The organism is Nioella ostreopsis (genome assembly GCF_004000255.1).
In the GTDB taxonomy this organism is placed as follows: domain Bacteria; phylum Pseudomonadota; class Alphaproteobacteria; order Rhodobacterales; family Rhodobacteraceae; genus Nioella; species Nioella ostreopsis.
Map to the genome: position 1 here is coordinate 1 of NZ_RCIQ01000046.1, position 9,329 is coordinate 9,329.

Consider the following 9,329-nt stretch of genomic DNA (forward strand, 5'->3'; position numbering starts at 1 on the left):
AGGACGCCGTTCTGCAACAACGCCCTCTGGGACCCCGCTAAGAGCACTGAGTTGCGCCTTTGAAATGCCCATTCTCTTGATCTGGTTTAATATCCGTTTGGATATCTCATTGGCCAAATGATTAGTCTCTACAGTGTTGAGCGGAGGCTTTTGCAACTGAAACTCCCATTAGTTCGAGATTACGTACTTGCTTCGACATCGCAGAACGATGTGAATGTGGTCAAAACATAATGGCTCCTGCGACCAACTCAGGTGCTGTAACCCTCCAGCGGTTGAGACAGCTTTAGTATGCATCAATGTAGCGCCTGCACGGTGAGAGAATTTCTTACTGAATATCGTTGTCGTGCAAGAGAAGCATATGCTCAGCATCTCACCGGAACAGTTTGGGGTTCAATTATCAGCGGGCAGTGAAGTCCCGTTGCAACGGTTTGAGGTAACTCAAAGGAGACAAACATGACCACGTTCGCGACCAATGGATACATAAATTTTGTTTCAGATTCGGGTGTTACACTGGGAAACGCTGATATAACAGCGGTGGGCAACAACACTACATATAGTAACTGGGTCACGGATGTTAATAGTGATGGCAATATTGATTCCGGCGATTATTTTATTGCCTCGTCGATTACCTATATTGGAAAGACGGCGACAATTGATGGACTTGATTACGCCATTTTTACTAATGGGGTTCAATATCTTATACCCTATAATACCTCCGTCGCAACGCCGAGTACTGACCCAACTCAATGGACAATTAATGATGTGCCGGAAAATGCGGTTGTCGTTAACTGCTTCCTTGCCGGAACGATGATTGCTACAAACACCGGTGAGGTCGCGGTTGAATCCCTCAAGATTGGTGATGAGATCGTTACGGCGGATGGCAAAGCCGTCAAGATAAAGTGGGTCGCACGTCAGGATGTTCTGACAACCTTCGGCCCCGCCGAGCGTCTGATGCCCGTGCGCTTTGCCGCCGGTGCGCTTGGCGATGGTCTGCCCCACGCAGATCTGACGGTGACTGCCGACCACGGCATGTTGATCGATGGGATCATCTGCCACGCAGGCGCGTTGGTGAACGGGACGACGATCACGACTGTCCCCTTGTCCGAATTCCGGGGTCGTTACACGGTCTACCACATCGAAACCGAAGAGCATGAGATCATCCTCGCGAACGGCGCCCCCGCGGAAACCTTCATCGACAACGTCAGCCGCCGCAGCTTCGACAACTTCGCCGAGTTCGAGGCGCTNNNGACTGTCCCCTTGTCCGAATTCCGGGGTCGTTACACGGTCTACCACATCGAAACCGAAGAGCATGAGATCATCCTCGCGAACGGCGCCCCCGCGGAAACCTTCATCGACAACGTCAGCCGCCGCAGCTTCGACAACTTCGCCGAGTTCGAGGCGCTCTATGGCGACGTGCCGGAGATGGAGGAACTCGACTACCCCCGTGCGATGAGTGCGCGGCAGGTTCCGCCCCGCATCAAGGCGATGCTTACCCGGGGTCNGCGTTACACGGTCTACCACATCGAGACCGAAGAGCATGAGATCATCCTCGCCAACGGTGCGCCTGCGGAAACCTTCATCGACAACGTCAGCCGCCGCAGCTTCGACAACTTCGCGGAGTTCGAAGAACTCTACGGAGATGTGCCGGAGATGGAGGAACTCGACTATCCCCGCGCAATGAGCGCCCGGCAGGTTCCGCCCCGCATCAAGGCAAAGCTTGCCGGATCAAAGGCAGTGTAATCCTGCCACAGACAGTGGCAATGCGTTAAAAAAGACGGGTCGCCCCCAAAAGGGCGGCTCTTTTTATATGGATTGCAGACAACCCAATTCTGGAAAATCATAGCTGCCTTTAAACTGAGCGAAATGATACAAGTTCAATGTCGTCTCGGAAATCTGGGCAGTTGGAAAAATTTGTGTTCCTAGGCACCAGACTCATTTATATTCAAAGCCAGAACAGCACTGTTGCTGCAAGCGCGATGGCTGAGAGAAACACCTTTGGGCATCGGTCGTAGCGTGTGGCGATCCTGCGCCAATCTTTCAGGCGACCGAACATGATCTCGATCCGGTTGCGTCGCTTGTAGCGTCGCTTGTCCATTGCCCGACAGGGTATTGCGCAGCAATGTCCCGAGAGGGGTATTTCACCGGCACCTTGCGAGCCTTACGGCCCGGGATGCAGGGCTTTATCTATTTGTCTTTCAACGCATCTCTGATCCAGTCTGCGTCGTAACCGCGATCCGCGATCAGCCAGTCAGCTTCTGGCAACTCTCGCAGCAAAGCCGCTGCGCCGATGTAGTCGCTCACCTGTCCGGGTGGTGACGAACAAGTCGATCGGGCGTCCCTGGCTGTCTCAGACGGCATGCAGTTTGGTATTCACGCCGCCCTGGTGCGTCTGATAAGGCTGCCGCGCCCCCTTTTTTTGCGGTCAGTGTGATCGCTGTGCGGTGGGATTTGAGAAATGTCACATAAATCATCACGGTCTTCTCTTCACCATGCTCGGCTGCCAAGCCGACCATAATCCGGGCGAAAATCCCTTTCTCGCTCCCGTTGACCGGCAACACATGCGTAGCATGTGTGAGAGGTGGCGCTTCCACCGGCTGTAGGACGGCTTGAGAAGGTCATAGGCGGCAGGAGCATCGCGCCACCTTAAGCCATTGCTATTATTGAAGACAATTCCGCTCAATACCCGCCTGTCGTCCTCGCGGCGCTTACCATGGGACTTCGGAAAGAAGGGTTCCAGACGCGCCATCTGCGTGTCAGTCGGCCAGAAAAGATCGCTCATGTTACCGCTCCGTTTTTGAGCCGTGAATCACGCCGCGCGGTGGGGATCAATACAACCTGACCCTAAAATAGCAGCAGCCATGAGGCCTTTACAAAAATCTAATCACTATCTTGTTGCATCACGATACCTATGAATCACGTTATCCAGAGATGTCGCGCAGTGATTGCGTGAAATCAACTCATTCACCTTTGATCTAAAAGATTCGGCATACCCAGAGTCACGAGAAACCAAGTATCCATTGTTGACATAGGTGAGAGAAAGGTCATTTTCAAATAGCAGAATCGGAGATATTGCAGCGCTATAAAAATCGACCACATAAAATTTGGCCAAGCTCTCATTTTGCGCCCGAAGTAGTTTTTCGGCCACATCATCCGTTTCGCAATGCTGTAGAGTACTATACTTTCCCTTTCGATGCATTATGCCGTCCAAAACTACTTCGTTGATCAAAACAGTTCCTCGCACCTGTGAAATATCTAAATGATTCAGGGAATCAAGATACAAATCACGATCTGAAATTTCTTCAATCTCTATGTCAAAGATCTTTGCCGACTTTACAAAATCAGGCAAATTTGATGGGGCGTAAATTATTTCTCCGCTGGTGATCTCCAGGAGCGCCTGCCGTAGGACTGTAGCGTGGCTTAGCGCACTCGGAGCAAGGAAGGTTGCATCATGATCTACTCCCTTACCGCCAACTCGCCAATCAAATAGAAAATCTATGAGATGACTTGGCGGGACACTAATAACTCGACTAATTTTTATTAAAGTGGTCAAGTTGGGGAGCTTTGGGTCAGTTTCTGCAAGTATTGGACTGAGTGTTGACTTTGGGACCCCGCTAAGAGCACTAAGTTGCGCCTTTGAGATCCCCATTCTTTCGATCTGGTTTAATATCCTTTTGGATATCTCGCTGGCCAGATGATTAGCCGTCATCGTGTTGAGCGGAGGCTTTTGCAACTGAAACTCCCGTTAGTTCGAGATTGCGTACTTGCTTCGACATCGCAGAATGATGTGACTGTGGTCAAGTCAAAATGGAATCCTGTGGTCAACGAATTTGCTGAGGCCAGTCGAGGTATGAGAAAGCTAAAAAAATGCACCAAGCTAGCGCTGGAGACCGAGCGATTTTCTAGCTGTATATCGCGGTTGTGCAAAGGAAGCATTCGCTCTTCAACTCACCTGACAGGGACATCATGGGTATAATTTGTGGTGAGTGAAAATGTCTCACTGCAACAACTAGTGGAAAATATACGGAGATAAACATGGCAATATACCAGATGAGGAGTTCGCATCATGGCTTCATATGACGCCGTACAATTGGTACTGTACACTGGAGGCTACGATAACGGAGCCCTAACGCATGCGCCGGCCAGTACAATTACTCTCTCCGCCACTTTCTCTGATGGCGAATCTGATACGACATTTGAATTTGACGATCCGGAAACAGGCTTTACTTCTGGTCAGGGTGTTTTCAAAGGATCAGTCGAGATTGCCCTTACGGCCGGTGGCACCATGCAGCTTCCCGTATTGGTACAAAGCGCGCAAACCTATTTATTGATTCCAACAGGTTACTCCGCCACAGACTTCAATTTCCCCGCGACCCTCAACACATCAACCTTCAACACCAATCCTTTCCCGACCTGCTTCCTCGGCGGCAGCCTGATCGCCACGCCCGAGGGCGAGCGCGCGGTCGAGACGCTTGCCATCGGTGATGCCGTGCTGACCGAGGACGGGCGCGCGGTGGCCGTCAAGTGGATCGGGCGACAGACCGTCTTCACCGCCTTTGGCCCCGCCGAACGCCTAATGCCCGTGCGTTTCGCCTCCGGGTCCTTGGGCGAAGGTCTGCCGCATGCTGATCTGACGGTGACTGCCGACCACGGCATGTTGATCGATGGGGTGATCTGCCACGCGGGCGCGTTGGTGAACGGGGAAACCATCACGACTGTGCCACTGGAGGAGATGGGGCCGAGCTACACGGTCTACCACATTGAAACCGAAGAGCATGAGATCATCCTCGCCAACGGTACCCCTGCGGAAACCTTCATCGACAACGTCAGCCGCCGCAGCTTCGACAACTTTACGGAGTTCGAAGAACTGTACGGCGACGTGCCGGAGATGGAGGAACTCGACTATCCTCGCGCAATGAGCGCGCGGCAGGTCCCGCCCCGCATCAAGGCAAAGCTTGCTGGAGCAAAGGCAGCGTAATCCTGCCACAGACAGTGGCAATGCGTGAAAATAGACGGGTCGCCCCCAAAAGGGCGGCTCTTTTTATATGGATTGCAGACAACCCAATTCTAGAAAATCATAGCTGCCTTTACCCGTCGCCCTCATTCATCGCTCGACGGCAGAGCCCCCGAACAGGCCTTCTTGCAACCAGCAAAGGCCCGAAGCATTAGCGGCGTGACAAAGGCGGAAAACCACTCAGAAAACGCCCGGAGCCTGTTCAAACAAACCGAAGCACCTCAAACGTCCGCTGTGACAAACTTCAAAGAGCGCTTGGACTGGCTGGCTTCAAAGTTCGCGATGACATTCGTTTCCACAGCTATGCGTGGCTGGTTTCATGAATATGTGTTCAAAATCAAGACTATAGGAGCGATCTTCTGCATGAAGTTTCATCGCACTTCCCAAGTGTAGTGTCTTCTGGCACCATCCTTGGAGGAAACGTGGATTTGCCTTCATGGACATAACTGACTTCAGTTTTGAAAACGGTTTACCAGACCCCGATGAGTTGACACGGGCGTGGTTACCCGAAATCGAAAAGGCGGCTTCTGCTCATGTCGCAGAGAGCAAGCTGCAAATTTTTTTTATCGCTGCCCTTAGGGTTGGCGCAAAGTCCCGGGGTCTCGCGAACTTCAATCTGAAGGAGGTGATCGAACTTTCTGGATACTCGAAATCCACCTTTTTTCGCATATTTGAAGGTCACACCGCCTTCATGTACGAAGCGTATTTGCTCACAGCTAAGCTGTCGTTCAAAGTTTTCGAAAAACATCTCGTGACACGAGAGCGGTCATTGGAGGATCTCGCCCGGTTCACTACGGAGATGTTTTATGGCGCCAACTGTACGGTTCCGAGTGAGTTTACGCAGCTGTTGTGGGAGGAGCATGGGGGCCTACACTCGGAGTTTCATCCACATCTGGTTGAGCTGCCGCCCATCCTGCTGCGTTACTTGCGGAACAATGGTCCAACACAGCACCTGAATATATCTGAAGCCGAGCTTCTTGGTGTCATTCAGACTCTAGACTGGGACATGTTGAATGCCCGGATTGACCCGTCGAAGACGTTTCCATCTGTTGAGCAGTACGACAGGCTCCGAAAAATGTTCTACGGCATGCTGGTGGCAAGCGCTATCTGAGGGCTCGGATACTCGGCTTGAGCGTCGGTGACACCTTGTGTCGGTCCAACTGATTAGATACAATATGTGCGTCAGCTACTCGATGCATGGCGCGCACTGTGCCTTGCCGATGTGGTAACCGGCTGGGTGCGTTCCCTCATTCGCACCCAGCCGGGGGGCAGAAACCGCTGTCGCGGTGTACAACGCAGTCTGGGCAGATAACGTTGTAGGCCGAAGATAAGCCACTGATAACATGGAAACAACTATTCTGTTGGGCTATGGAACTCCGTGGGTCGTGTGGCGCGTAATGCATTGATTTTCAGGTTAAATATTTGGGACTTGACCCTGTGGTGGATGATCTGAGCATGGGCAGCTGCTTTGATCCGAAATAGACAGCAATCAGCGCCCCGGATTGTATCCGTTATCTGGCATGAAGCATCCCGAAAACAGTCGCTTAAGGCTGCAGGACTTTTTTTGACTGTATTCCAAATAGTGTCTTAAAGCATCCGGCCTTTGACCTGAGACATACCCGGCAGCCTTGAAGTAGTTCCAGCACTCTTCCGGTGAGAAGAGGTCGCATATTTCGGTGAGAGCATTGAACATATCGGTGAAGTTTCGCACACCGATCCTGCGCAGGTGGGCTTTGAGTTTCGAGAAGGCCATCTCAATCGGGTTCAGGTCTGGGCTGTATGGCGGCAGGAACAGGAACCAGCATCCGGCGTCGCGCATGGCTTTGGCAGCGGCGACATTCTTGTGCGTAGCGAGGTTGTCCAGGATGACAACGGTGCCGGGAGCCAGTTCCGGGACCAGCACCTGTTCGACGTAAGCGGCAAAGGCCTCGCCATCCATCGCGCCCTGGATGACCCACGGAGCAATAAGCGCATCGGCACTGAGGCCTGCGATGAGGGTATGTGCACCCCATGACCCAAAAGGTGCATCCATGACCAGTCGCGCGCCTCGCCGAGACCAGCCCCGCTGGCGGGTCAGATTGGTTTTCACGGAGGTTTCATCAATGAAGACAACGCGATCCGGTTGGGCCGAGACCGCTGGCACTCGGTGCTTGAACCAATGGTTGCGCTGCCGTCTTACCCTTGCGCGGCGTCGCTCGGTGGCGACCAACGTCTTTTATTGTACGTGACCCCCAGCTTTCGCAGGAACCGACCAATCGCATCGGGGTGCGCCTGAACACCAGTTGCATCCGCCAGAGCACCGGCCAGTTCGGGCATGGTCATGTCACCATCCTGATCAATCAGTTCGATCAGAATGGCGCGATGCGGATCAAGCTTTCCCTTGCCGCGCGGGCGACCTTGAGGCGCAGCCCTTGCCTGCCCAGTTCGCCTGATCGCAAGGCCACACCGCGCCCCGGTGGCGGGCGAGAGCTTCAGACGCAACGCCGCCGCCCGCCCGCTTAATCCTTCCTCAATCAACTTCTGAAATCGCGCCCGTAGCGCGTTCGGCAAAGGTGCTGACATGATCCATCCTCCCAAACAGGATGAATCACAGACCAGCGCTCAAGGGAATCCCTTACGATTCAGGTTTTGAGCCGGACGCTTTAGATCAGCCGCTGAGTTGTGTGAATAGGTTGGACCACTTCAAAGCCACCGCCGCAATCGTACTATGTCTTGTGCGGCCAATAGGCGGCAGGAGCATCACGCAAGTGCAAGCCATTGCGATTGATAAGGATAATTCCACTCAATACCCGTTTGTCGTCCACGCGGGGCTTGACATGGGACTTCGGGATGAAGAGCTCAAGACGCGCCATCTGTGGATCGGTTAGCCAGAAAAGATCGCTCGTGTTATCGCTACGTTTTGGAGCCGTGAATCACGCCGCGCGGCGGAGATCAATGCATCCTGACCCTAAGCTAGGATTATTGGTTTTCCAGAACAGAATTATCAAATTGCACATGAAATCCATCCAGGGAGCCCTCGGGTACCGCAATCTCAACATCCATGCTACCGCTCCAAATGTACAGACCGCGTGATGCCAATGCCGTAAGAGTAAGGGAGCCATCAGTATTTACTATCAAAGCGTCGATGCTCCATTGAAACAAGTGCTCACCAATGTCAGTTCCATCATCAGCGAGAAAAACGGTTCCGACATCTTCAATGGTTATCTCGCTCACCTCCTCTATAATCCAGAGAACCGTGTCAGGCGCTGCCAGGGCAAGCTGGATGAATGTATCAGTGCTGTCGGGGAGAGATGTTATTGTCGTTGCATCTAACAACTCTCTGCCGGTATCTATCAATAACCCCGATTCCGCTGGACTACTCAACCGCTCTAGATCTGTATCAGACATCTGTCTCAGTACTCGTTCCATAACGGACTGGCAGTCAACATCTGTCGGCCATGCTGCCACAATTAGTATCAGAACTACTAATAAATGTTTTCTACAGGAGAATTTTTGAAAGGAATTCATGATTCGTGCACAGAGCGCTAGTGCCGGAGATGGGTTTCAAGCAGGCGACGATTCCAACATCTAGAAAAAAACCACGTCAGTTGGGAAACTGACGTGGTAGGGTACAGGTAAGGCTGGAAATATAACGAGCAGTACACTATTTCCGCCACACGGATCGAATGCGGCTTGCCTCAGACATGAGCGACTAAGATCAGCTTTTGGCTGGCTGGTCAAACTCACTAAAGTTTTTTGTTTTCCTCTTTCGTTTTTTTGAAGGAGTCGGGGTGGTACGAGCACTGGAGATGAACTGCTCTATAAAAGCAGTTCTCGGTTTGAGATTTGGTGTTCAGTCCCGGCATCTGGTGGATCGGATTGACGATGAATCTGACCGTCTCTGAAGTCCAGACCTTGCAGGCATATTCGTATGGCGTGAGGCCGCTGAGGGTCTTCAGTCTGCGGGCGAAGTTGTAGGCTGCCATGAAGTCATCGAGGTGCGTCCGCAGTTGATCGTGGCTGTCGTAGTGGAAGCGTTTGACGGTGGCGTCCTTGATCGTGCGGTTCATCCGTTCGACCTGGCCGTTGGTCCAAGGGTGGTTCGGCTTGGTTAGCCGGTGCTCGATCCCGTTGGCCTCGCAGATCATGTCGAAACGCATCTGCCGTGAATAGGCGGTATTCCGGTTCAGCGCCGCGGTCGAAGCTTGCGATCATTCGGGCCAGCCCTCGAATCAATGGCGGGCAAGCCCTCTTTATTGCTGCTCGGATGGCGTGCGTGGTCGTGGCGCAGCCGTGACAAATTTGTCCCATAGTGCTTCCTTCCATTCCGACGAATAGA

Annotated in this window: 5 protein-coding genes and 4 pseudogenes; 3 read left to right on the forward strand and 6 right to left on the reverse strand. The window is 52.7% G+C overall.

Annotated features, from left to right (window positions below):
• Window positions 1-453: 453 nt before the first annotated feature.
• Window positions 454-1,740, forward strand: coding sequence for a Hint domain-containing protein (locus EP237_RS22400; protein ID WP_127563046.1), 1,287 nt, complete (start codon window positions 454-456; stop codon window positions 1,738-1,740).
• Between the two features lie 202 nt (window positions 1,741-1,942).
• Here the strand turns inward: EP237_RS22400 and EP237_RS22405 are convergent.
• Together EP237_RS22405 and EP237_RS22410 are read right to left on the reverse strand one after the other, a co-directional pair.
• Window positions 1,943-2,779 (reverse strand): annotated as a pseudogene (locus EP237_RS22405) (IS5 family transposase).
• A 105-nt stretch (window positions 2,780-2,884) separates the two neighbouring features.
• Window positions 2,885-3,730, reverse strand: coding sequence for a helix-turn-helix domain-containing protein (locus tag EP237_RS22410; RefSeq protein WP_127563047.1), 846 nt, complete (start codon window positions 3,728-3,730; stop codon window positions 2,885-2,887).
• 333 nt (window positions 3,731-4,063) lie between these two features.
• On the opposite strand from EP237_RS22410, the gene EP237_RS22415 reads away from it, so the two are divergent.
• Window positions 4,064-4,975 carry a Hint domain-containing protein gene (locus tag EP237_RS22415; protein WP_127563048.1) on the forward strand — a complete coding sequence of 304 codons (912 nt, stop codon included), beginning with the start codon at window positions 4,064-4,066 and terminating at the stop codon, window positions 4,973-4,975.
• A gap of 472 nt (window positions 4,976-5,447) precedes the next feature.
• On the forward strand, window positions 5,448-6,122 hold the full coding sequence (locus EP237_RS22420; protein ID WP_127563049.1) for a hypothetical protein: 675 nt from the start codon (window positions 5,448-5,450) through the stop codon (window positions 6,120-6,122).
• Between the two features lie 498 nt (window positions 6,123-6,620).
• On the opposite strand, the pseudogene EP237_RS22425 reads toward EP237_RS22420, so the two are convergent.
• The 4 genes and pseudogenes from EP237_RS22425 to EP237_RS22440 all read right to left on the reverse strand — a co-directional run.
• Window positions 6,621-7,573: pseudogene (locus tag EP237_RS22425) on the reverse strand (IS630 family transposase); the annotation flags it as partial.
• Between the two features lie 146 nt (window positions 7,574-7,719).
• A pseudogene (locus tag EP237_RS22430) lies at window positions 7,720-7,863 on the reverse strand (IS5/IS1182 family transposase); the annotation flags it as partial.
• A 106-nt stretch (window positions 7,864-7,969) separates the two neighbouring features.
• Window positions 7,970-8,398 (reverse strand): hypothetical protein, encoded by a 429-nt coding sequence (locus EP237_RS22435; protein ID WP_127563050.1) that lies wholly within the window; start codon window positions 8,396-8,398, stop codon window positions 7,970-7,972.
• 443 nt (window positions 8,399-8,841) lie between these two features.
• Window positions 8,842-9,144: pseudogene (locus EP237_RS22440) on the reverse strand (integrase core domain-containing protein); the annotation flags it as partial.
• Between the last annotated feature and the right edge of the window lie 185 nt (window positions 9,145-9,329).

What these genes read in the sequence shown, in the direction of transcription:
- EP237_RS22415 (WP_127563048.1), top strand. Translation starts at nt 4,064, where the DNA reads ATGGCTTCATATGACGCCGTACAATTGGTACTGTACACTGGAGGCTAC.
- EP237_RS22435 (WP_127563050.1), bottom strand. Translation starts at nt 8,398, where the DNA reads ATGTCTGATACAGATCTAGAGCGGTTGAGTAGTCCAGCGGAATCGGGG.
- EP237_RS22420 (WP_127563049.1), top strand. Translation starts at nt 5,448, where the DNA reads ATGGACATAACTGACTTCAGTTTTGAAAACGGTTTACCAGACCCCGAT.